This window comes from Streptomyces sp. Y7, assembly GCF_043195415.1.
GTDB lineage: Bacteria > Actinomycetota > Actinomycetes > Streptomycetales > Streptomycetaceae > Streptomyces.
In genome coordinates this window covers 204,157-226,440 of the sequence record NZ_JBIDDQ010000007.1, presented here as the reverse complement: position 1 = coordinate 226,440, position 22,284 = coordinate 204,157, and the positions used below count along the sequence as shown (strand labels likewise).

Annotated in this window: 18 protein-coding genes and 4 pseudogenes; 6 read left to right on the top strand and 16 right to left on the bottom strand. The window is 68.7% G+C overall.

The annotated features are described in order from the left end of the window. Positions 1-91 precede the first annotated feature (91 nt). Positions 92-727, top strand: coding sequence for a TetR/AcrR family transcriptional regulator (locus ACGFW6_RS20485; protein WP_393511503.1), 636 nt, complete (start codon positions 92-94; stop codon positions 725-727). Positions 728-1,012: 285 nt separating this feature from the next. Here ACGFW6_RS20485 and ACGFW6_RS20480 read toward each other — a convergent pair whose 3' ends face one another. From ACGFW6_RS20480 to ACGFW6_RS20460, 5 genes are all read right to left on the bottom strand, one after another. Then, on the bottom strand, positions 1,013-2,023 hold the full coding sequence (locus tag ACGFW6_RS20480) for an AraC family transcriptional regulator (protein WP_393511500.1): 1,011 nt from the start codon (positions 2,021-2,023) through the stop codon (positions 1,013-1,015). A gap of 107 nt (positions 2,024-2,130) precedes the next feature. Beyond that, entirely contained in the window at positions 2,131-2,409 is a 279-nt protein-coding gene (locus tag ACGFW6_RS20475) for a YciI family protein (RefSeq protein ID WP_393511497.1), read from the bottom strand. A gap of 50 nt (positions 2,410-2,459) precedes the next feature. Further along, positions 2,460-3,740, bottom strand: coding sequence for a hypothetical protein (locus tag ACGFW6_RS20470; protein WP_393511494.1), 1,281 nt, complete (start codon positions 3,738-3,740; stop codon positions 2,460-2,462). A 59-nt stretch (positions 3,741-3,799) separates the two neighbouring features. Then, entirely contained in the window at positions 3,800-4,543 is a 744-nt protein-coding gene (locus tag ACGFW6_RS20465; RefSeq protein ID WP_393511491.1) for an Asp/Glu racemase, read from the bottom strand. A gap of 29 nt (positions 4,544-4,572) precedes the next feature. Beyond that, on the bottom strand, positions 4,573-5,931 hold the full coding sequence (locus ACGFW6_RS20460) for a homogentisate 1,2-dioxygenase (RefSeq protein WP_393511488.1): 1,359 nt from the start codon (positions 5,929-5,931) through the stop codon (positions 4,573-4,575). Between the two features lie 429 nt (positions 5,932-6,360). Here ACGFW6_RS20460 and ACGFW6_RS20455 point away from each other — a divergent pair, with 429 nt between their 5' ends. Together ACGFW6_RS20455 and ACGFW6_RS20450 are read left to right on the top strand one after the other, a co-directional pair. After that, positions 6,361-6,663 carry an antibiotic biosynthesis monooxygenase family protein gene (locus ACGFW6_RS20455; RefSeq protein ID WP_393511485.1) on the top strand — a complete coding sequence of 101 codons (303 nt, stop codon included), beginning with the start codon at positions 6,361-6,363 and terminating at the stop codon, positions 6,661-6,663. A gap of 592 nt (positions 6,664-7,255) precedes the next feature. Beyond that, positions 7,256-8,050 (top strand): SDR family NAD(P)-dependent oxidoreductase, encoded by a 795-nt coding sequence (locus ACGFW6_RS20450; protein ID WP_393511482.1) that lies wholly within the window; start codon positions 7,256-7,258, stop codon positions 8,048-8,050. Between the two features lie 524 nt (positions 8,051-8,574). On the opposite strand, the pseudogene ACGFW6_RS20445 reads toward ACGFW6_RS20450, so the two are convergent. Next, positions 8,575-9,193 (bottom strand): annotated as a pseudogene (locus ACGFW6_RS20445) (isocitrate/isopropylmalate family dehydrogenase); the annotation flags it as partial. A 27-nt stretch (positions 9,194-9,220) separates the two neighbouring features. Between ACGFW6_RS20445 and ACGFW6_RS20440 the strand changes: the two are divergent. Beyond that, positions 9,221-9,440 (top strand): annotated as a pseudogene (locus ACGFW6_RS20440) (IS5/IS1182 family transposase); the annotation flags it as partial. Position 9,441: 1 nt separating this feature from the next. Here ACGFW6_RS20440 and ACGFW6_RS20435 read toward each other — a convergent pair. Both ACGFW6_RS20435 and ACGFW6_RS20430 read right to left on the bottom strand, forming a co-directional pair. Continuing rightward, a pseudogene (locus tag ACGFW6_RS20435) lies at positions 9,442-9,573 on the bottom strand (IS5/IS1182 family transposase); the annotation flags it as partial. A gap of 35 nt (positions 9,574-9,608) precedes the next feature. Further along, positions 9,609-10,496: an SDR family NAD(P)-dependent oxidoreductase gene (locus tag ACGFW6_RS20430; RefSeq protein WP_393511479.1), complete on the bottom strand. Its 888-nt coding sequence runs from the start codon at positions 10,494-10,496 to the stop codon at positions 9,609-9,611. Between the two features lie 98 nt (positions 10,497-10,594). On the opposite strand from ACGFW6_RS20430, the gene ACGFW6_RS20425 reads away from it, so the two are divergent. Further along, positions 10,595-11,209 (top strand): TetR/AcrR family transcriptional regulator, encoded by a 615-nt coding sequence (locus tag ACGFW6_RS20425; RefSeq protein ID WP_393511476.1) that lies wholly within the window; start codon positions 10,595-10,597, stop codon positions 11,207-11,209. A 106-nt stretch (positions 11,210-11,315) separates the two neighbouring features. Here ACGFW6_RS20425 and ACGFW6_RS20420 read toward each other — a convergent pair whose 3' ends face one another. Beyond that, positions 11,316-13,325, bottom strand: coding sequence for an acetoacetate--CoA ligase (locus ACGFW6_RS20420; protein ID WP_393511473.1), 2,010 nt, complete (start codon positions 13,323-13,325; stop codon positions 11,316-11,318). A gap of 27 nt (positions 13,326-13,352) precedes the next feature. Continuing rightward, positions 13,353-14,069: a GntR family transcriptional regulator gene (locus tag ACGFW6_RS20415; RefSeq protein WP_393511470.1), complete on the bottom strand. Its 717-nt coding sequence runs from the start codon at positions 14,067-14,069 to the stop codon at positions 13,353-13,355. Between the two features lie 129 nt (positions 14,070-14,198). Here ACGFW6_RS20415 and ACGFW6_RS20410 point away from each other — a divergent pair. Further along, positions 14,199-15,048 (top strand): annotated as a pseudogene (locus tag ACGFW6_RS20410) (fumarylacetoacetate hydrolase family protein). Between the two features lie 122 nt (positions 15,049-15,170). Here the strand turns inward: ACGFW6_RS20410 and ACGFW6_RS20405 are convergent. From ACGFW6_RS20405 to ACGFW6_RS20380, 6 genes are all read right to left on the bottom strand, one after another. Then, on the bottom strand, positions 15,171-15,497 hold the full coding sequence (locus ACGFW6_RS20405) for a hypothetical protein (RefSeq protein WP_393511467.1): 327 nt from the start codon (positions 15,495-15,497) through the stop codon (positions 15,171-15,173). Between the two features lie 403 nt (positions 15,498-15,900). Further along, positions 15,901-17,355 (bottom strand): MFS transporter, encoded by a 1,455-nt coding sequence (locus ACGFW6_RS20400; protein WP_393511464.1) that lies wholly within the window; start codon positions 17,353-17,355, stop codon positions 15,901-15,903. Positions 17,356-17,452: 97 nt separating this feature from the next. Then, positions 17,453-18,880 carry an amidohydrolase family protein gene (locus ACGFW6_RS20395; RefSeq protein ID WP_393511461.1) on the bottom strand — a complete coding sequence of 476 codons (1,428 nt, stop codon included), beginning with the start codon at positions 18,878-18,880 and terminating at the stop codon, positions 17,453-17,455. Between the two features lie 312 nt (positions 18,881-19,192). Then, a complete protein-coding gene (locus ACGFW6_RS20390; RefSeq protein WP_393511458.1) occupies positions 19,193-19,747 on the bottom strand; it encodes a carboxymuconolactone decarboxylase family protein in 555 nt (184 codons plus the stop codon). A 310-nt stretch (positions 19,748-20,057) separates the two neighbouring features. Next, positions 20,058-21,269 (bottom strand): VOC family protein, encoded by a 1,212-nt coding sequence (locus ACGFW6_RS20385; protein ID WP_393511455.1) that lies wholly within the window; start codon positions 21,267-21,269, stop codon positions 20,058-20,060. 52 nt (positions 21,270-21,321) lie between these two features. Next, positions 21,322-22,227: a fumarylacetoacetate hydrolase family protein gene (locus ACGFW6_RS20380; protein WP_393511452.1), complete on the bottom strand. Its 906-nt coding sequence runs from the start codon at positions 22,225-22,227 to the stop codon at positions 21,322-21,324. Positions 22,228-22,284 lie beyond the last annotated feature (57 nt).

Genomic DNA, 22,284 nt, shown 5'->3' with positions numbered 1-22,284 from the left:
TAATTATTGGTTGCGATGGACCCGCCGGATACCCAGCTCGGGGTACGGGGAGACCGCGTCGAAGCCGCTCGACTCTGCTAACCTGGCGACCATGCCCAGGGACGAGAATAAGAAGAATACCTCTGATACCAATCGCCCTTCATTGCGCGGTGACGCGGCCAGGAATATCCGGCGCATCCTCGACGCCGGCCGTGTGGTATTCCGAGAAAACCCCCAGGCAACCGCGGAGGATGTCGCCCGGGCGGCAGGTCTCGGGGTGGCTACTCTTTACCGACGTTTCCCCACGCGAGACAATCTTCTTCGTGGGGTCGTCATGGACATCTTCGAGGCCGATCTGGCTCCGGCCATGGCCAGGGCGGAGCGTGAACCGGACCCCCGAGAAGGGTTCCTCATCGCCTTCGAAGCGGGTTTGAGTTCGGCAAGTCACAGCGGGGTTTCCTTCCCGGCGGGCATCACTCTGGAAATCCTCCAGTCGACGTTTCTGGATCCGGTGAGCCGTATGATCTGCCGGGCGCAGAAGCAGGGCCTGATGCGAGCGGATCTCGACCCGGAGAAGGACACGTTCCGGATCCTCTGCATGCTGCTGGCAGTCGTGCCGACGTTCCGTCAGGACAGTGACGGATGGAGGCGTTACCTGGCGCTGGTGCTGGAGTCTTTGACGATGACGCCGACCGAGCCGCTTCCACCGGCCGAAGCCGTCATCGATCCCTTTCGACGCGGCAAGTGAGCAGGGTGCCGCGGGCCACCGGATTCCAGACCTTTCCGTGATCCGGTGGACCTACGCGATGAATCCAGTTTTCGTCGACGCTTCGTAGTTACGGGATGTATCAGCATCTGTTGCGCGGATCGCGCCGGCCCCGCGATGGCACACGGGAGCGGGCGGTGAAGCCGTACACATGCATCAGGCGTCCACGCCTCGTTCGCCGCGTGGTGCGGACTCATCATCGCCGTCCCTGAGATCGGGCAGCGTTGACGTCATCGGTGTGCCGGGCCCGCCGGCCCGCCGGTGTCGCTACCTCGATCGCAATGTCTGGGCCGGCGAGCATCCGTAGCGCGCGCGGTACTCGGCCGTGAAACGGGCGTAGTGGCCGAAGCCCCAACGGTGAGCGATCGTGGTGGCCGTCACCTCGTCCGGGTCGCTCCGCGTGAGCTCCTCGTGGACGCGTGCCATACGCACACCCCGCACGTAGCGCATCGGCGAGGTGCCGAGATGCGAGCGGAAGGCGTTCTCGAGTGCGCGTACGCTCAGGTTGGCCAGCTCCGCGAGATCGGCGACGCTGGTGAACCTGAGCGGGTCGGCCTCGATCTCCTCGACCACGACTCTGATGGACCGCGGTCCCTGGAAACCGGCCGGACGGGCCAGCGCCTCCGAGAAGTTGTGCGGGAACTCCAGCAGAACGCCGGCCATCACCACCCTGCTCAAGTGCCGTGCCATCACCGGGTTCTCCGCCATGGCCGCGAGCCCCACGGGCTGTGACTGCAAAAGCCGCAAGGCGTTCAGGAAGTGACCGCCGGACCCGTGCGGCAGCGGGGAATCCGTACGGAATCGGATCGGCGGCTTCACGACGTGGCCCAGCATGACGGAGAGTTCATCCTCAAGCGCCACCGCATCGAGCACCACCGAGAGGATCTTGGAGGAGCGCGCGCCGTAGTCGAACCGCACCTTCGTGCCGGGCGGATTTACCGTCCCCCACCCCTGTGGAACCTGCCTGGCGTCACCGCCGATCGTCTGATCCAGCCGTCCCTCCAGAACCATCGGCAACGAGTAGAACGACGCCGGCTGAGCCGTCACCGTCGAAGCCGTGATCGAGAAATCGACGACCTTGACCGCTGACAAGTTCAGGCTCCGCAGGGACAACCGCAGCCCGGCGCGCTCGGAGGCAGCGACCACCGTCTCGCTGTACACACTGCTCAGCACCTCTGCGGCTTCGTCGGCGTCGGAGGCCGACGCAATCCGAAGCCCGGCCTCTGCCTGGTCCATCCGATCACCATGCGCGATGCCGGGATCGACGTCAACAGACATCAGCAGGACCCCACCATGAAACCTTCATCGGAAAAAATGCGATCGCTGTCTGGCCAGGCGGAGACGGCCCGCCCCACGGACTGACGGGCCGCCACGCAATGCCACGGTCAGCTCTGCCGCGTCAGTCCGAACACGACGTTCCACTCTCGCACGTCGAAGGTAGCGCCGCCGTCGCGGACGATGGGGCTGTCCTGATACAGGTCCTGGACGGCTTCGAGGGAGTCGGCGCGCAGGATCGCCATGCCACCAGCGCCGTCGGTGAATCCGCCCGAGAGCATGAGGACGTTCTGCTCGTACAGCTCGGTCAGCCACTTCCCCTGCGCCCGGCCCACCTCCGGGGCGGGGGCTCCTTCGACGAAGTCGAGCGTCACGGCGAAGTGCTTCACGTCTGTCTCCAGGTTCCTGGGTCCGCCGAGTCGGTGACCGGAGGGATCGCTCACGCCTTGCTCGCCGCGGGGAAACGCGGGGCGAGCCAGTCGACGACGAGTTGGAGTGCCTCTTTCCGCTTCGCGGGGTCGGAGGCGAAGTGGTCGGTGTCCACGAAGTCCATGGTCTTGTCCTGGGCCGGGGTGGCGTCGAACTGTGCCTTGTTGTCGTCGGCGAAGCCGACGCTGTCCCGCGTGAAATTGACCACGAGGAGCGGCTCGTGGAGTGCCTTCAGGTTTCCGGCGGTGCTGGCCCGGGTCGACAGCCCCGACCAGGTGCTCAGCCACGCGCGCGGCGTGGCGATCCGGCCGAACCCACCGCGCGCGTAGTTGATCTGGTCCGGGCGGGGCCCGAGGATCGAGCCGGGCGGCCGGGTGGACTTCCAGGCGTGCAGGCTCGTGTCCGTGTACGCCGGGTTGGCCTCGGTCCGGTGGACGATCATGTGCTGGCCGGCCAGCGCACGACGGGTGATGTAGGCCTGTTCCTCCTGCGGCAGGTCCGCGAAGCCCGGCGCCTGCATCTGCTCCTTGTAGCGCTTCTGCTCGGCGATCAGCGCGTGGGCCTTCGCGTCCAAGCGGGCGACGCGGGCGTGCTGGGCGGCCCGGTAACGCTCCAGGAACTCCTCGGAGTACTTGCTCGCCTCCGGGAGGGGGCGGAACCCGTTGGCCGGGTTGTACATGTCCAGCTCCGGATCCGCCAGCACCGCATCGTCCTCGTCGATCACCGACGGATCGATGGCGTTCAGAAGGAACGAACCCTGGCCCGGGTGCGCGGCGAGCAGGACCACCCCGTCCGCGGCGGGGATGTCCGCCGCGTTGAGGTCCAGCGGGTCCCCGGACGCGGTGTCCGTCAGGCGTCCCGGCGGGGGCGTGGTCGCCTGCTGCTGGTAGAACGTCACCATCGATGCGCCGCCGCTGTTGCCGAGCAGCACGATCTTCTCGAAGCCCCGCTCGTTCCTCAGGTGGCTCAGCCCGGCCGCGAGGTCGAGCACCAGCCGCTCGTGCTCGATGTCGACGTCGTTGTTCAGGCTCCGGGGCAGGTGGACGTAGAACGCGTATCCGGCCTCCAGGACCGCCGGAGCCGCATAGTGCTGCATCATGTCGCCCCGGGGATGCGAGCCGACTACCACGGTCCGCTCACCGCCCCGGGCGTAGAGGATCCCGCGGGAGCCGGCATTGTCGTCGGCAATGAACGAGAGGATCGTCGTCTCCGTCCCGACGGGCAGGGCAGCGAAATCGATCAGGGCAACGCCCGACGTTCCGTCGGGGGTGATTTTCTTCTGTTCAGTCACTGGTCCTCATACCTTTCATTGGGTTGTCCTTCACGTCGATGCGGTCGCCTGGCTTGAACTCAGCCACGGAACAACGCACCGGAGTCCGGAACCGGGGTGTGGGTGCCGAGGGAGGCCAGCACCTGCCAGGCGGTGGCGGTGGCGGTGGTGACCACCGGCAGGTCCACGACCTTCTCGGCGGCGGGAATGGCCTGCAGGGACGGCATCTGCACGCAGGCGCTGAGCACCACCGCGTCCACCCCGCGCGTGTCGAGACGGCCGGCGATCTCCGGCAGCTGGGTCTGGTCGAGGCGGCCGACGGCCAGGTTGTCCTCCACCTCCAGGCTGATCGCGTCCTGGACCTCGACGCCCTCGGCCTCGATGTAGTCGGCCACCAGCGCGGTCAGCGGCTTCATGTACGGGGTGATGATGGAGACCTTGCGCGCCCCGAGGTGGTGCAGGCCGGCCACCAGGGCCCCGGCGCTGGAGACGACGTCGACGGGGTCGCCCGCGTCCGCCGCGGTCTTGGTGAGCCTTTTTTCGATCTCGCGGTGCACGCCCCGGCCCTGGGCCATGATCGCGACCAGGCAGGCGTAGGCCATCACGTCCACGGCCGCGTCGGCCAGCAGGACGGCCGCGCGGTCGGAGTCGGCGTTCATCGCGGCGAGTTCCTCCGCGGTGACCGTCTTCATCCGCATCCGGCTGGAGTGGAACGTGAACCGGTCACCGGTCACTCCCGCGACCCGCCGCAGCACTTCGGGGACTTCCGTCTCCATCGTCGTGTTGGAACTGGGCACCAGCAGGCCCACACGGTACGAACTCATGGCACTTCACCTTCGCGTGATGTGAATCCTCAGTAGCGGAAGTTGCTCTGGAGGGTGTTGTCACCGCTCAGCGTCTCGTCGTCGGTGGTGCCGACCGCCTGGACGGCCTGGTCGGTGAGGTAGATCGGCCGCAGCGTTTCAATAAGGACGAGCAGTCCTTCGACGCGGAACGGGGACTTGAGGTCGTCGTTGGTGGCGGCCTGCCAGACGTCTGATCCCGGTCCGTGCGGGGTCAGCATTTGGGTCAGCGCCGAAATGCCCTTCGGCCAAACATGCGCATATGTCTCGATGACACCGACGAACTCGGTGCTTATGTTGCGGTGGAAATACGCCGGGCGGAAGGTGTCCTCCTGGACGGCCCACTCCGGAGGGAGGATGGTGAAATCGATGTTGTTCAGGCCGGGCGTGGCGGTCGTCGACGTCAGCGCCGTGAAACGCGAGGGATCCGGGTGGTCGAAGTTGACCGAGCCCATGAGCTGGAAGTCGCGCATGTCGAAGACGTAGGGGACGCTGTTGCCGTGCCAGGCGACCACGTCCAGCGGCGAGTGGTCGTAAGTGGCGCTCCAGAGGTTCCCGGCGACCTTGTGGACCACCTCGACCGGCCGCTCGGAGTCGTCGTAGGCGGCGGCCGGGGTCCGGAAGTCGCGGGGGTTGGCCATGCCGGTGGTACCGACGACGCCGAGCTCCGGGAGGGAGAACGGCGCACCGAAGTTCTCGACCACGTACCCGCGGACGAACCCGGGCTCGTCGTTGCCCTTGGCCGCGCCCAGGATCTCGGCCCGGAACGCGATCGACCGCGGGATCAGCACGAGCTCACCCGGCTCCACGGCCAGCAGGCCGAGTTCCGTGTGGATGAGCAGGCCGCCCTGCTCGGGCACGATCAGCAGTTCGCCGTCGGCGTTGCGGAACACCCGGTCGGTCATCGACGTGTCGGCGGTGTACAGGTGCAGGGCCATGCCGGTCCGCTCGCCGGGGTCACCGTTGCCGCCCAGCGTCCACAGACCGGAGAGGAAATCGGTGCCCGCGGCCGGAGCAGGCCTGGGGTCCCAGTACATGAGGTTCGGCTCGACGGGAGCCGTGAAGGGCGGTGTGAGCAGCGTCGGGTGGCCGGTGCGCTCGAAGCGCGGGCTGGCGACCGACGGGCGGATGCGGTACAGCAAGGTGCGCCGGGTGTTCTGCCGCGGCTCGGTGAACGCGGTGCCGGTCAGCAGTTCGGTGTACAGGCCGTAGGGGGGGCGCTGGGGGGTGTTGCGCCTGGGCAGTGCCCCGGCCAGGGCCTCGCTGCTGTGCTCGTTGCCGAAGCCGGTGGAGTAGGCCAGCGTAGCCGCCCTCTTGCGGGCCCGCTCACGCACCGCGGCCTCTGTCGTCGTCTCCTGAGAGATGGTCATGATCCTTGACCTTTCGCGTTGAACTCTGTCTGACCTGGTCGGCTCCGCGGACACGACGTTCACGGCGCGCAGTGGGACTCGATCGATGCGTCCGGACCGCCGGCACAGCCTGTCTGCACCTTCGGAGGAGACAGACAATTGATAGTTCGCTATCAGTACCTAGAGGTTAGGGCCGCCGGAACCTCGGCGGCCAGTCGCATTTCGACGCGCGCCATCCACTTTTCGTCACCGGGGCTCCGACCCGGCGAGCGGGACCAATGATCGCGCTACCGTCCTGTCTGCACGCCAGCCGCTTGCCCCCCGGAGGGTGTTCTGATAGACACCTATCAATGGCAGCTCTGCGCATCCTGGGCACGCAAGATCGACGGGCGCTCGACGCTCAAATCGCGGCTGCAAATTCGAGCGGCATTCAACTCGGGAGGTAAGGAAATGGCTGTTTGGGAAGTCACCCAGCTGACGGTTGCCGAGGGCAAGCAGGAAGAGTTCGAGTCGACCTTCCGGTCGCATCTTTCTCTTCTCCAGGAGGCTGACGGCTGTCTGGACGTGAAACTGCTCCGGGCCGTCGACAAGGAGGACGTGGCCCTGCTCGGCATCCTGTGGGAGTCGCTGGAGCACCACACCGAGGTGTTCATGAAGACCGAGGCGTTCGCCAAGTTCTCCGAAGCCGTGGCGCCCTTCTTCGCCGGGCCGCCCGAGATACTCCACGCGCGCACCGTGATCGACGGTTTCTGAGCAGGCCGGGCCGGAAATCAGCGCCTTCGGAGTTACTGACCGGAGAATTACGTAACGGCGTCATGGTGGGCCTGGAATCTCGGACACCCTCCCATGAGTTTCCTGCTCTCGAGGAAGGAAGATTCCGGGACCGGGCCGGCCGGTAAACCATGGCCTTCCGCAACCGGACTCCGGATACCGGCCCGTACGCGTTCGTCCGGCTCAAGCGTTCGTCCGGCTCAATGTCGTGATCCAAAAGGCCGCGGGGGCGGCGGACTCCGCGGTGCCCAGGACGGTGAACAGCAGGCCCTGGGCGGCGCGGGACGCGCGCGTTTGCTCGTGGAACGCGCCCTGCGGCCCTGTGGCCCCCTCACTCGCCTCGGTCTCCTCGCAGTCCTCCCGCGCCACATTCGTCCGCCGCCTGATCCGTTCCGGATGCTCCCGGTACCGGCCGAAGATCTGTTCCACCGATTCGGCCCCTGCGCGGGATCGGTCGAGGGACGGACCCGGGCCACCAAACAGCCTGGCCCGCTGGAGCCCGAGCAGCTTCTCCTTGCAACCAGATGGATTACCGGACTACTTCATCCTCCGAGTCCTCCGAGAGGTCGACACCATGAGCACCGCACTCCCCGTCCCGGTCAGCTCGCCGCTGACGAGTGCCCTTGCCGGCACGACCGCCGTGCTCGTCGGCGGCAGTTCGGGCATCGGCCTCGCCGCGGGAGTCCTGCTGCGTTCGGTCGGTGCGCGTGTCGTCCTGGTCGGCCGCGACCCCGACCGTCTGAAGACCGCCGTCGACCAGGTGCGCGACGCCTGCGCGGACGGGGACTCCGAGGACGCCGTACTGGGCATCGCCAGCGACGCCGCGGACGAGAAGACCCTCACCGAAGCCTTCGACGCGGCCGGACGCGTCGACCACGTACTCCTCACCGCGAGCGGCCGCACCGGCACGCTCCCCATGAGCGAAATGTCGGCGGACGACCTCCGTACGACCGTCGACGCCCGCCTCTGGCCGGCCTTCGCCGTCGCCCGCCTGGCCGCGACCCGGCTTCCCGCCGGCGGCTCACTCACCCTCACCTCGGGAATGCTCATGGCCCGCCCGCAGCCCGGGACGGCGGCCCGGGTGGCGACCCTCGGCGCCGTGGAGGCCCTCACCCGCGGCCTCGCCGTGGAACTGGCCCCCGCACGGCAGCGCGTGAACGCCATCCGCTACGGCCGCATCGACACCCCACTGCTGCGCTCGGCACCGGGCCACGACTCCGACGACGCCGTCGCCACCGTCGGCTCGGCCGTCCCCCTCGGCCGCGTCGGCACCGCCCAGGAAGCCGCCGCCGGCGCCCTGTTCCTGATGGCCAACAACTACATCACGGGCCAGATCCTCACCCTGGACGGCGGCGAGACACTGCGGTAGCAACGCGGCTGCGAGCAGTCGTGCCTCCAGGAGCGGCTCGGCTTCGCACTCAACCCCGTACTGGGACGCGTGCTGTCTCGAACCCGATCGGTAGACATGAAGCGGCCATCGCGGGTGCCGGTAACCCGCCGGACCGGCAGGCCGTATGCAGCCCCGGCCGATGCACCATCCGCCATCCGCCGCGCTACGCCCGCCGGCGCGCCGATGCCGTCCGTGGCGACCTGCGCTCCCCGCCCGGCCTCACCCGCATCAGGCTCCCCTCGGCTTCGGTCCGCGCACCGCGGTTGGGCAGGAGGCCCGGTGGGTTCCACGGTCACGCGGCGTCTGCTGGTCCGCGCGGGCGGCCCCGGAGACCCGTTGGTCTCAGCGGTCTCCGGCCGAGCGGTGGCCTGCCGTGCTCCCATGCCCGTACGCCACCATGGTCATGGCGTAGGCCGCCCGCCCGGTCCGCAGGGGGGACGGTGGCGATCCGCCCTGGTGCGCGGGGCCCGAGTGCTCTCGGCCGCATGATCCCGACGTGCACGTCAGAGGAGTTCGAGCAGCTTCTCCGTGAACGCGTCGGTGGTCGCCGTACCGTCCAGGTCGCGGGTGCGGACGTCCGACTTGGTCAGCACGGCGGCGATGGCGTCGTCGATGTCCTTGGCGGCCTCGGGGTGGCCGAGGTGGTCGAGCATCAGGGCCGCCGAGCCGATCGCGCCCAGCGGGTTGGCGATGCCCCGGCCCGCGATGTCGGGGGCTGAGCCGTGCACCGGCTCGAACATCGACGGGAGCTCCCGCTCGGGGTTGAGGCTCGCGGAAGCGGCGATGCCGATCGAGCCGGCCACGGCGGCCGCGAGGTCGCTGAGGATGTCGCCGAAGAGGTTGGAGGCGACGACCACGTCGAAGCGGGCGGGGTCGAGCACGAACTTGGCGGCCAGCGCGTCGCTGCTCCTGGTACCAGGTGACACGGGGGTGGCCGGCGGCGCGCTCGGCGACCAGCTCGTCCCAGAACGACATGGTGTGGATGATGCCGTTGGACTTGGTCGCCGAGGTGAGCCTGCCGCTGCGGCGGGCGGCGAGCGAGAAGGCGTTGTCGACGATCCGGGTGACCCCAGCCCCGGTGAACACGGCCTCCCGGACGGCCAGTTCCTCGGGTGTGCCCCTCTACGCTCAGTGATCACCGGAGGGCCCGTGCCTGCTGTCCCATCTTGCCTGCTCGAACCCCTGTGGGACCAGTTCGCCGCACTCCTGCCCGTACGGGACGAGTACGCGCCGACCCACCCGCTGGGCTGTCACCGACGCCGGATCGCGGCTCTCCAGGCCCGGGTGCTCAGACCGCACGATCCGGCGCCGCGTCCAAGAGTGGGCCCAGATGGGAATATCGGAGCAGGTCCACGCTCTGGCACTGGAGCATCAACTGCCAGGCCGCGCTTGCGGCCTGGGACTTTTTTTGCCGCGTCCCTTCCGGTGGTGGCGGCGGGCACCCCGACGGCCACGTGCAGGCTCTTGGTGTCGAGCACCACCAGGCTCGGGTCGCCCTTGCGACAACAAACGCGGCATCACGTCACATACCGCCCTCTCAATGCAGCGCGCGCTGCAGCAGCGTGTCCGAGGCTGTCAGGAAGCGGTCGGCGCGAGCACTGTCGAATCCGCGGGACGAGAGGACCGGTCGCGCCTTGTTGTTGAAGAGGAGACCGGTCCGTCCTTCCAGTTCCTCGGCGAACAGAAGCGGCACGATCCGCCCGGCGTAGGTTTGCGGGGACTGTCCCGCGATGCCGATGAGGGTCTCGGTGAACCGGTGCGTGAGACTGCCCTCGCCCAGGAAGTTGGACCGGATATCGGTCTTGATGAGACCCGGGTTCAGCCCGAAGTACGCCGGGCCGGGCAGCCGGTCGGCGCCCCTTAGTACGAGCGCCTCATTGGCGGCGACGGTGTTCATGTGGGCGCGAAGCGCTCGGTAGGGGCCGTCGGAGTTCAGGTCGTCCGGATCGCCGAGGACTCCCGTTCCAGGAGCGCCCATGACGAATACGCGGGGTTCCGGAGCGCCGTCCGGGCGTTCGGTGCCGAGCCTGGCGGCGAGCCCCTGCAGGACCGCGAACCGGCTCAGGTAGCTGACCGCCATGTCCATCTCAATACGTTCGTCGGTTTCCCCGCGGACCTTGGTCGCCGAGATGCCGAGGGTGAACAGGACGACGTCGCTTCCCTCGACGGGAAGCTCCCGGCCGAGACGGACAGCCTCGCGCATTGACGCCAGGTCGGCCTTCACGAAGGTCAATCGCTCGTGTGGAGCGTCGCGGAACGTTCGTCCGACCACCAGGACCTCGGCGCCTCGCGCCAGGGCCTGCTGGCCGATGGCCTGGCCGAGCCCGTTCGTCCCGCCGACGACGACCAGCCGACGGTTCGACAGATCGAGCCGGTCGACCTTGGTCGGGGCGAGCGCGACGCCTCGGTCGCGAACTCCGTTCATGCGCATTCTCGTCACTCCATTCGGCTGGGGGCTGCCGTATGTACAGGGCAAGCATAAGCGGACTTCACCCCGCTTAGGTTCCGGCATAGTCTGTACCCGTGGCTGAAGCTCTACTTGACCTCGGGCGTCGCCGTGGGGAGCGGGCCGATGCGGCACGCAATCGGCAGCACCTGCTCGACACGGCCCGTGCGATGATCGCCGAAGTGGGTGTGGAGAAGGTCACCATGGACGGTCTGGCCGAGCGGGCTGGGCTGGGCAAGGGGACCGTCTTCCGCCGGTTCGGCACCCGCGCGGGGATCTTCCACGCGCTCCTCGATGACGACGAGCGCCGCTTTCAGCAGGAGGTGCTCTCCGGTCCGCCGCCTCTGGGCCCGGGGGCGGGACCGCGTGAACGCCTGACGGCCTACGGGCGGGCCAGGATCGCATTCCTGCTCGATCGCCACATGATCGCCCGTGCCGCGCTCGACAGGAGCCGGCCGGTCCCCGCGGGCGAGTCCAGCATGTCCAGGGTGCACCTCCGCATGCTGCTGGGTCGGGCCCGGTTGGACGTCGAGGACATTGACAGCCTTTCGCTCCAGCTCACCGCGGCCCTGGAGGGCCCCGTCCTGCTCTACCTGTCCATGGCCGGGCAGATGGACACAGCCCCGCTCGTCCAGCGACTGTCCGACAGTTGGCAGATCCTCGTCGACCGGCTGGTCCGGATGGGCGAGTAGACCGCGCCGGGCCGGCCGTCCCGCTCGTGGCAGGTCAGTGCACACTGAGGGCCATTGCCCGCTCGGGTGACCCCCACCGTCGTACCTCGCTTGTCGGGCGAGCTGTTCAACGTTCGTCGTGATCGGCGGGTGCAGCTCCGTCGCCGAGCCGCGCGCCCCTTCGGCGTTCGGCAGCCAACTCGGCGTACAGCGCCAGGAGTTCGGGCTGGTCGACACTGCCGGCGTTGACGGCCGAGGCTGCCGGAGTGCCGAGCAGGATCTTCTTGACCGGCACTTCCAGCCGCTTCCCGGTCAGGGTGTGTGGAACGGCCGGCACCCGGACGATCTCGTCCGGCACATGCCGGGGTGACGCCTGGGTGCGGATGGCCTCCTCGATGCGCGCGCGAAGACTGTCGTCGAGCCGCGCGTCCGGCGCCAGGGCCACGAACATCGGCATCCAGTAGCCGCCGTCGGGTTCCTCGACGCCGACGACGAGTGACTCCAGCACCTCGGGCAGGGATTCGACCGCCTGGTAGATCTCGGCACTGCCCAGCCGGACGCCCATCCTGTTCAGGGTCGCGTCGGAACGCCCGTGGACGACGATGCCGCCGTGGGAGGTGACGGTGATCCAGTCGCCGTGGCGCCAGACTCCCGGGTACGTGCCGAAGTAGGCGTCCCGGTAGCGGGCCCCGTCCTCGTCGTTCCAGAAGTGGAGCGGCATGGAGGGCATCGGTTCGGTGATCACCAGTTCGCCGACCTGGTCCACCACCGGCTGCCCGGCCTCGTTCCAGGCCGCCACGGCAGCACCGAGGCAGGGCGCGGGGATCTCGCCCGCCCGCACGGGCAGCCAGGGAGCGCCGCCGACGAACGCCGAGCACGTGTCGGTGCCGCCGCTCGCGGAGACCACCGGGACGACGGCGCTGACGTTGTCGCGGACCCATCGGAAGCCCGACTCCGGCAGTGGCGAGCCGGTCGAGTTCACCGACCGCAGTGCGGCGAGCTCGTAGTGCGCAGCCGGCTGGACGCCGCTCTTCTCGCAGGCCAGCAGGTATCCGGCGCTCACACCGAGGACCGACACCTCGCAGTCGTCGGCGACCTGCCAGAGCCTGTCGGTCCCCGGGTGGGCCGGGCTGCCGTCGTAGAGCACGATCGTCGCGCCGGAGAGCAGACCGGAGACCAGGACGTTCCACACCATCCAGCTCGTCGTGGTGTACCAGAGGAATCGGTCACCGGGCCTGAGGTCCAGGTGCAGGACGGTGAACTTGAGGTGCTCCAGCAGGATGCCGCCGTGACCGTGGACGATGCCCTTGGGTTTGCCGGTCGTGCCGGAGGAGAACAGCGCCCAGAGCGGGTGGTCGAAAGCCACGGGAGCACAGGCCAGTTCCGCCTCGCTTCCTGTGGCCTCCTCCCAGGCCACGGTGGTGTCGGTGAAGTCGTACCGCAGCCCGAGGTTGTCCACGAGGACGGTCCCGCGCAGGGTCGGCAAGCTGGTCCTGAGCTCGTCGAGGGCGGATCGGCGGTCCTGCCGGCGTCCGCCGTAGAGGTAGCCGTCCGCTGTGATCAGCACTACCGGTTCCAGTTGGACGAAGCGGTCGATGGCGCTCGCCGGGGCGAAGTCCTGGCCGCAGGAGGACCACACGGCACCGACACTGGCCGTGGCGAGGAAGGCGACGACGGCCTGGGGGATGTTCGGGAGGTAGCCGACGACCCGGTCGCCCGGCCGGACGCCGAGCTCGCGGAAGTGTGCCGCGAGCGCCGCCGTTCGCCGCCTCAGTTCCGCCCACGACCAGTCGGTACGGCGGCCGTTCTCGTCGACGGCGATCAGGGCGGGACGCTCGGGGTCGGCCGCCCGGAAGACGTGTTCGGCGTAGTTGAGGCGTGAGCCGGGGAACCAGGTGGCACCGGGCATGGCCCGGTCGGCGAGCACCGCGCTGGGCGGGGCTGAGGCACTGATGTCGAAGAACTCCCAGAGCGCGCCCCAGAATCCCTCCAGGTCGCGGACCGACCACTGCCACAGGCGCTGGTAGTCGTCCACGTCGATGCCGCGCCGGGTTCGCAGCCAGCGGGCGAACTTCGTCAGGTTGGAAGCGGCGATGACGTCGTCACTCGGCTTCCACAGCAGATCTCGCTCGGGCACCTGCCGTCACCCTCCTCGTGTGTCTGTCTAGCGGCCGTGCTCCTCGTCCGGAGCGGTGGCGCCACGGGATGCCAGGAGCGCGTCCGTTGTGCGCTGGATGTGCGCGGTCAGTTCCGCGACGGCACGGTCGGCGTCGCTGGCGAGAGCGGCGTCCAGGATCCGGCGGTGTTCGCCCGCGACATCCCGGCCGGCACTGTCGGTGGCGGCGCACGACCAGCAGCGGTAGACCTCGGAGACCGCGCGCAGGGAGTCGGCGAGCCCACGGAGCCGGGCGTTCGGGCATGCCTCGTTGAGCGTCGCGTGGAACTCGGCATGGGCTCGCAGCCAGTCCTCGTTGATGGCGCCCGACGGGTCGGCCGTCGGTGTGGCGGCCAGCGTGTGATGGATCGCCACGAGACGTGACTGCCATGCGAGATCACCTTGCTCGACGGACTGCCGCAGGGCCTGCGACTCGATAGTGATCCTGACCTCGGTGAGATGACGCAGGTCGTCTTCGGACACCGTCATGACACGGAATCCGAACTGTCGCTCGGAAGTCACCAGGCCCTGTTCGACGAGTCTCGGGAGGACCTCCCGGAGCACGCCGGTGCTCACCCGGTACCGCTCGCCGAGCTGGGCGAACGGGAGCCGTTCCCCGGGGTCCAGGCGCCCGTTGAGGATGTCGCCGCGGAGCTCGGCGTATACCTTCTCCGCTCTGGTGGGCGCTCCGGAGCGGCCAGCCTTCGTCAGTGCGTCACTGAGCATGCCTGAAGTAAAGCAGAGCTCAGTCAATTTCGGAACCTTAGATGAATTTCGAAAATGAATTAACACGTCGAAATGCTCGGCAGATGCTGATGACAGACATCACCGGCTTATGCGGCTCCAGGAGCGAACATGCGCATGGCATCCGTGGCACACCGTCTCACCGTCCTCACCGCCGAGGAGAACGCGGCCGACGTCGCCTGGCTCAGCGATCAACGGTTCTCGTCCGATCCCCCGGCCGCCTTCGAACGCTGGGACGAGTTCCGCGACTGGGCCGCCGACGCGGTCCCCGCACCAGGCGGACCGGCCGAAGCCGACGTCGTTCTCGACGTCCTCGGATCTCCCGTTCCGGCAACGCGCCAGGTCTTCGCCATCGGGCTGAACTACACCGATCACGCCAAGGAGGCGGGGCTCGCGCTGCCCGAGGCACCGCCGACGTTCACCAAGTTCCCCACCTGCATCACCGGCCCCTACGGAGATCTGCGCCTCCCGAGCGGCTCGGTGGACTGGGAGATGGAGCTCGTCGTGGTCATCGGCCGGACGGCCCTTCACGTCAAGGAGGAGAACGCCTGGGAGTACGTAGCCGGGCTGATGGTGGGGCAGGACTCTCCGAGCGGGAGGTGCAGCTCACCGGTCCGGCCCTGCAGTTCTCGCTGGGCAAGTCATTCCCCGGGCTCGGCCCCATCGGTCCGTGGCTGGTGACGCCGGACGAGTTCGACGACCCGGACGATCTGGAGCTCAGGTGCACGGTCAACGGCGAGGAGGTGCAGAAGGCCCGTACCTCTTCGACGATCTTCCCGGTTCCCGAGCTGATCGCCCTGCTGTCGGCGGTGTGCCCGCTGCTCCCCGGAGATCTGGTCTTCACGGGCACCCCAGCGGCGTCGCTGGGGCCCGCACCCCTCGCAGGTTCCTCTCGCCCGGCGACGTCGTCGTCAGCCGCATCGAGGGAATCGGGGAGAACCGCCAGCGCTGCGTCGGTTGACCAGCCCTCGGAGGACGCCGCCGGCAGTCCCCACCTCTCCAGCTCAACGACGAGTCCACCAGAGCCGAGCTGGCCGAGGCCCGGCAGGCCGAGTGTCTTACCTTCCAGCCTGGTGCCCATGCTCATCTGCCAACCGCCTCCCTGACGTGCCTCGTTTCGGCAGGCAGGTTTCTGAGAGCGGCGAGGATCAGCGCCCAGGTGAGTTCCGAGGTGGCGGCGGCGTCGGGGTATCCGGTACGGCAGACGACGATGCCCTGAGCGTCGGCGGCCGACAGGTCGATGGCGGCGTTCACGGGGCCCGTGGTGACCAACAGCTTGAATCGCGTGAGCCGGCGCAGCACGTCCGCGGGAAAAGGTGTGCGCTCCCGCATCGCCACCACCACATCGAAACCAGCCAGTTGGGAGACGACCGCGTCAGCGTCGGGAAGAGGACCGTGGAACACCTCCACGTGGGCCTCGAGGGAGTCCTAGTCGGCGTACTTCCTGGCCATGTGCTGGCAGTCGTCGAGCACCGCGATGCGCAGATCGTTCATTTCCGCCTTCCTGAAACCTGTCAATGATGCGTCAATCGGGAAGGGGCAAGTCGTGGGTCGGCGTCCGCCGACGCGGCGCTCCGCGCGCCGATCACGGCCCTCACCCGCGCGGAGTCCGGGCACCCGCGGAGTCCGGGAAGCACGGGAGCATCGCGCGAAGCTCCCCGTTGCCGACGTTCGCGCCGAACGGCTCGGTGCGCGGGGCGGGCCGTACCCCAGTGGCGAGCACGGCGTCGAAGCCGACCGCTTTCAGGAGGCGCGCGACGGTGGCGACGTCGTCCGGATCGTCACCGGCGATCGCGATGGCCTTGCGGCACGTTCAGCCGCACCGCGTCGATTGCGTTCCGGGGCTGCTGGACCGGACCTCGGCGGCCACCGCGGTCCCCGCCACCAGCGTGAGGCGCCCCGCGCGCCCGGACGGGACCAGCAGCGCGGCCAGGGCCGCCGCCAGGCACAGCACCGACAGCAGGGCGAAGCCGTGGGTGTAACCGGAGGCGTAGGGCAGGCCCGAGGGCTGGAGCCGGCCGGTGACCAGGACGCTGGTCACCGCGGTGCCGATCGAGCCGCCAATGGTGCGGAGGTTGGCGTTCATGCCGGTCGCGGCACCGGTCTGGGAGGCCGGCACACTGCCGACGATCAGATTGGCCATCGAGGAGAAGGCCAGGCCGATGCCGAGGCCGAACGCCCCCGCCACCAGGGCCACTTGCCACTGCTGACCGTGCCAGAGAGTGAGCGCACCGCAGGCGAGCGCCTCGAGCACGGCAGCGGCCGTCAGCAGGGTCTTTCCGCCCAGCATCGGCTCCAGACGGCCGCTGAGCACACCGGAGCAGAACATCGCGACCAGCATCGGCACCATGAGCAGTCCGGAGGCGGTGACGCTCGCCCCGAAGCCGTACCCGGCGGAGGCAGGAGTCTGGACGAAGCCGGGCAGGAAGGACCAGATCGAGTACACCGCCGCGCCGAAGAGCAGGGCCGCGGTGTTGGTGGTCCACACGGCGGGCAGCCGAAGGACGCGCAGGTCGATCAGCGGGGTACGGGAACGGCCCTCGGCCAGCAGCCACAGAGCGAAGAGGACGACGGCCGCAGCGAACAGTCCGATCACCCGGGCCGACCCCCAGCCCCACCGACCGGCCTGGCTGAGCGGCAGCAGCAGGGACACCAGCCAGGCCGACAGCAGTACGGCACCGAGCCAGTTGACGCGCCCCTCGGCCCGGTGGGGTGACTCCGGCACGTAGCGGAGGGCGATGAGCGTGGCGACGGTGACGACGGCGGCCGGGATCCAGAACAGCCAGCGGTAGTCGAGCGCGGACACGATGGGCCCGGCGGCCACCATGCCGACCCCGCCGCCCGCGGCGATCACGGCCGACAGGTTGCTGATGCTGCGGCTCACCTCGCCGGGTGCGAACTCGTCGCGGATGATGCCGACGGACAGCGGGAACAACGCGCCGCCGACGCCCTGCACGACCCGGGCGGCGATCAGGACGCCGATGCTCGGTGCCAGCGCGGCCAGCAGACAGCCGACCGCCACTGTCAGCAGGACGGCGACCAGGGTGCGTTTCTTGCCGATCAGGTCGCCGACGCGGCCGAGGATCGGCGTACAGATCGAGGCGGACAGCAGATACGCCGTCATCACCCAGGTCGCCGTCGCCTGCGAGGTGTGCAGTGCGTGCTGGACCGCCGGCAGGGCCGGCGCGATCAGCGACTGGAGCATGGAGAACACACCGGCGCCGGTCGCGAGGACTGCGAAGGTGAGACGGGTGGACGTGCGGGGCATGAAAGGCCTCTCCGAACGAACGAGTTGTGGCCGAGGCCGCCGCACGGGCCGGTGCGCGCAGGGGTGGCACCGGCCCACAGAGCACGACCCCTCGGCTTCAGGCGGCAGACCCCGGTGGTGGATTGACCGCCTGCTCCCAGTCCTCCTCGGGGATCTTGGAGAGCAGGTGTTCCAGGGACTGTTCGGCGAGTCGCCGGGCATGGTTCAGGTCCACGCCGAGGAGAGTGCCGCGGTGTTTGAGGACCCGCCCGTCGACCAGCACGGTGTCGACGTCGCCGCGTCCGGCCTGGAACACGATGTGCCCTGCCGGATGGTGGATGGGTGACATGGCCGGGGACTGGGTGTGCAGCAGGACCAGGTCGGCCCGCTTGCCGGGGGTGATCGAGCCGATCAGGTCGTCCAGGCCGAGCGCCCGCGCGCCGCCGATCGTGGCGTACTCGAGCACGTCCTGGGCGCGCAGCGAGTTGTTGACGACGGCGTGGCCGGCTTCGTGTGCTCGCAGGTGGGCCAGCCCCCGGTCGGCGCTGAGGGTGGCGCGCATGGCCGAGAACATGTCGCCGCTCCACCACACCACGGTGTCCATCGACAGTGAGAGCGGAATGCCGTACTCGCGGGCCTTCGCGGTGGGCGGGTAGCCCTGACCGGCGTTGAGTTCGCTCTCCGCCGAGATCGACAGGTGGGCGCCCGCGTCGGCGATGCGCCGGTAGGCGTCGTCGCTCAGTGCGCCGCCATGGACCAGGACGGTCGACGGTGACAGGCCGCCGTTGTCCGCCAGGAAGGGGATCTGCTCGTCGCCGACCAGCCCGAACACGCCGGTGTGGTGGCCGACTCGCAGGTCCCGGTCACGGGCGAACTCCAGGGCCTTGCGCGCGCCGTCGCCGTAGGTGCCGATGTCGAGACAGAGCTGCAGGGTGAGGAGCTGGTCCGGGCCGGAGAACCGCGTCTTGAGCAGCTGATCGACGCGCCCGTCGGTCACCCAGCCGAAGTCCGGGTCGTAGGCGTTGCCATAGCCGTACCGGGCGCGTCCCGGCACAGCGGACAGCCCGTCCATGGCGGCCTCGGCGTGTTCGGGACTCCGCGAATTGTGCGACCAGTCCGTCACCGTGGTCACCCCGTCGTTGACGGCCTCGACCATGCTCAGGTAGTTGCCCGCGTAGATGTCCTCGGGCCGGAACAGCGGCCCCCACTTCAGAATCATCCATTCCAAGTAGTTCGAGATGGTCCAGTCCGCACCGACCCCCCGGAACGCGGACTGCCACATGTGCCGGTGGGTGTCCACGAAGCCGGGCAGCAGCAGTGAACCGGAGGCATCGATGACAGCGGCGTCCGCCGGTGCCGGCAGGTCTCGGCCGACCGCCGCGATGGAGGTGCCACGCACCAGGACGTCTGTTTCCGGCAGGACATCACCACTTGGGTCCACGGTGACGACGGTCGCCCGGCGGATCAGAATCGGACGTCCGGGCGGAAAGCTGTACGGGCCGTCCGTCGGCTCCGCGGACTCGGCCACACCTGCTGCACTGCCCATCTTGCGCTCCTTATGTGAGTGCGTGTGCATGTAGGTCGGATCCGAGATCGCCCCGATGTCGGATCCGACGGAAATAGGGAGGTCCTTCACGGCGGGCAGACTCCGTCGCGTGACGGGGCCTTCGAGCGACTCGCCGCGGCCGCGGAAGCGGACGGCGATCCGCTCGGCCATGGCAGCCATGTGCTCGGGAAGGCCGGTTTCCGGCGGAGGGTGTGCTGTGCCGGGCGCCCGGTGGTCGCCGGGCTCGTGCGCGGCGTCAGCGCGACCCGTGGGCTTCCTCCCGGCGCGGTTCTGCGGTTCGCTGCGCCGCCGTCAGCGCGCCAGCCCCTCGACCGCCTTGATCGACTCCAGGCCGTCGGGGGTGTCGATCTCCAGGTCGAGGACCGTGCAGACCCTGCCCACCCCCCAGTAGAAGCCGACCAGTTGGAGGACTTCGACGATCTGGCGCTCGGTGAGGTGGCGCCGGACGGCATCGAAGGGCTCATCGCGGACGCGCGGTGCCGCGGCGACGGCGGCGACGAAGTCGAGCATCGCCCGCTCCGCGGGGTCGTCGAGGACCGCGAAGTCGCCGCCCCTGATCCGCTCCCGGGTGTCCTTGTCGATCCCCGCGGCTTCGGAGATGGGGATGTGCTGGGCGTACTCGTACTCGCAGTCGATCAGACCGGAGACCGCCAGGATGACCAGCTCACGCCGGCGTGCACTCAGTTCCAGGCTGGTGAACTGGGTCTGGGCGAGCTGCAGGAACGGTTCGAGCAACGCGTTCGCATGGGCCAGCATCTCGGTGATGGAGTTGCGCGGCATGCTGTCCAGCAGCCCCGCGACCTCCGGCGGGAGTGCGGCACGCGAGGGATAGGCGATACGGGCCACCACAGACCTCCTCGGACCGCCGGCGTTCGACTTCGTCGGCGGTCGGGCGTTTTCGTTTCGACGGCAGCGACAAGGACCACTCAGGAGATTCCAGCCGCGCTGCCGTGGGCCGGGAACTGGACGGAGGGCGCGGTCGGCTCACCGATCGGCGGCTCGCCCGTGGCGCGGGAGTGCGGAACAGCGGGAGTGCGGAACATTCGAGGAACCGGCTGCCGTGGCCGTCCGCCCGCGACCCGGCACTCGCCACGGGCTCGAAAGACCGCCGTGCGTCCGGCCCGGCGGGTTCGTCCGCCGGGGCGACTCGGGGACGTCAGCCGAGGGGTCCCCAGAAGGTCTCGCCGCCGTAGGTGTCCTCCTGGCCGGGTACGGTCTCGGGCCACACGCCGGGCTGGACCTTGAGGCGCTGGTCGGCGGGCCGGGGCTTGCCGTCCCAGCCGATCTGCTCCATGTAGTAGTACAGCTGGACCAGATGGCCTGAGGGGTCGACAGCGTGGACGGTGTAGTCGATGCCGGGGTGGATCTCCTGGGGCAGGTCCAGCAGCTTGGCGCCCTTGTCCTGAAGGAAGGCGATCGAGTCACGCAGTTGCTGGTAGGAGCCGAGCTGGACACCGAACGCCAGCAGCGTGGAGTGGTCGCTCAGCCCCAGGGCGGCGCGCAGTTCGATGGGGAACAGGCCGATGGTGTGGTGTTCGGTGTTCGCCCGCAGGAACACGCACCGCCGGCCGTCGACGACCGTCTCCTCGCTCACCTTCAACCCGATGGTCTCGGTGTAGAAGCGCTCACTGGCCTCCACGTCCTCGACGAAGATGCTGACCGGGCCGATCCGCACGGCCTTGAACGGCTGGGCGAGCAGCACTCCGCCGACGTCGTGGGTCAGCGGCAGGTTCTCCACCCAGCGGTGGCCGGCGTCCAGGTCGACACCGTCGGCGATCGCCTGGACGATCTCGCCGCCCTCCGAGGTCGTGGGCAGCGGCGGATGCTCCAGCAGGTTCGGACGGAGCGGCGCCGGCTTGCTCAGGCCGTTCCAGCCGATCTGCTCGATGCCGTACTCGAGTTCGTTGATGTGCCCGGTCGGCTCGTTGAAGTAGGTGTGCCAGTTCGATCCCGGGTCGCGGCCGTACCGGTTGACCTTCTGGCCTGTCGACTCCAGCCACAGCCGGGCCTCGACGACCTCCCGCAGACTGCCCACCTGCCAGGTGATCTGGTTGATGGTGATGTCCGGGCGGGCGGGCGGCTCGACCCGGTTCATGACGGCGCGGGGGATGATCACGAAGGTGTGATGGTCGCTGTTGTGCCGCAGGAAGTAGGCGTGGTGGTCGGGCACCCCTTCGAACCACTCGGCGGGCATGTGGAAGTCGTCCCGCATGTGGATGATGTCGGTGACCTTGAAGCCCAGCACGTCCCGGTACCAGGCCATCACCTGACCGCTGTCCTCGACGTTGATGCCGAAGTGGTTCAGACGGCGGGCCTTGAAAGGACGGTCGAGTTCAACCCCGCCGACCTCGAACTTCTTCTTGCTCATGACTGCTCTCCTTCGAGCATGTTTCGCGACGGAGTTCTCGGACGGGGGGCGCTCAGACCAGCCTCTTCATGTGTTCGATGACGGCGTCGATGTCCTTGCGTCGGGACTCCTCGGTGATGTCACCGCTGAAGGTGTGCCGCATCTCGCCGATGCCCTCGATCCGGCTGACCAGCTCCTGCCCCGGCTCCAGGAACCGCGGAGGCTTGCGGGCCATGCCCACCCCGCCCATCGTCCCGGTCCACACCACGTCACCCGGCTCCAGCGGTACCAGCGCCGACAGCAGCTCGACAATCGCCGACACCGAGAACAGAAGATCCTTCGTCCGGGCGGACTGGACCGTCTCACCGTCGACGGTGCAGCCGATCTCCAGGTCGTCCGGGTCGTCGAACGAATCCGGGGTCACCAGGAACGGACCCATCGGGCTGAAATCGGGCAACGACTTGCCCAGACCCATCTGCGGGAGCTGGCCCCGCATCTGAACCTCCCGCTCCGACAGGTCCTGACCGATCGTGACGCCCGCGATGTACTCCCACGCCTTGGCGGCCGGGACGTTGCGGGCGGTCTTGCCCATCACGAAGACCAGCTCCACCTCCCAGTCGACCACACCGCTGGGCAGCTCGATCTCCCTGTACGGACCGGTGATCGACGACGGGAACTTGGTGAAGATCAGCGGCCACTCGGGCACCTCCATCCCGCCCTCTTCGGCGTGGTCGCGGTAGTTCGCGCCGATGGCGAAGACCTGCCCCGGCCGCGGGGCGGGAGACCCGAGATCCTCCTTGCGGAACGCCACCGCCTCACTCGTGGACACCCCCGCGGCCCACTCGCGGAACTCCGCCCAACGGCCGTACACGGCCTGCGGGTCGGAACCGAACCGTCCGCTGCTGGCCTTCTCCACATCGATCGCGCCATCGTCCGTGACCAGCACGAGACGGCCCGACAGATTTCCGATCTGCGTCATGCCTGTTGCTCCTTAGGGCAAGGTACATGCTTTCTCATGCATGTGGTATGGAAGGGT